This is a genomic window from Klebsiella sp. MS 92-3 (genome assembly GCF_000195655.1).
GTDB classification, from domain to species: Bacteria; Pseudomonadota; Gammaproteobacteria; order Enterobacterales; family Enterobacteriaceae; genus Klebsiella; species Klebsiella pneumoniae.
Genome location: NZ_GL882709.1, coordinates 49,340 through 49,853 on the forward strand (window position 1 = coordinate 49,340; position 514 = coordinate 49,853).

The window sequence follows — 514 nt, forward strand, 5'->3', positions numbered from 1 at the left end:
CAACTGCTCTACCAACTGAGCTAACGACCCCTTGCGGGATTTTACTGCTGCCATCATTCAGGATGGTGGGTCGTGCAGGATGACTCGACTTCGCCTCGCCCTTCGGGCCGTTGCTGTCGCAACGTTATCCTTCACGTTCAGCATCTGAGTTAAATGCTGAAATTGGTGGGTCGTGCAGGATTCGAACCTGCGACCAATTGATTAAAAGTCAACTGCTCTACCAACTGAGCTAACGACCCGCTCTGGTACTACCTGAATAATTTCACTCGACACCAATTCAGAAATTGGTAGGTCGTGCAGGATGACTCGGCTTTGCCTCGCCCTTCGGGCCGTTGCTGACGCAACGTTATCCTTCACGTTCAGCATCTGAGTTAAATGCTGAAATTGGTGGGTCGTGCAGGATTCGAACCTGCGACCAATTGATTAAAAGTCAACTGCTCTACCAACTGAGCTAACGACCCGAGTGGTGGGTGATGACGGGATCGAACCGCCGACCCCCTCCTTGTAAGGGAGG

Annotated in this window: 2 tRNA genes; both read right to left on the reverse strand. The window is 51.9% G+C overall.

The window, feature by feature from the left end:
* Positions 1 to 163 precede the first annotated feature (163 nt).
* A tRNA-Lys gene (locus tag HMPREF9538_RS26090) sits at positions 164 to 239 on the reverse strand.
* A gap of 146 nt (positions 240 to 385) precedes the next feature.
* Positions 386 to 461, reverse strand: a tRNA-Lys gene (locus HMPREF9538_RS26085).
* Positions 462 to 514: the final 53 nt, after the last annotated feature.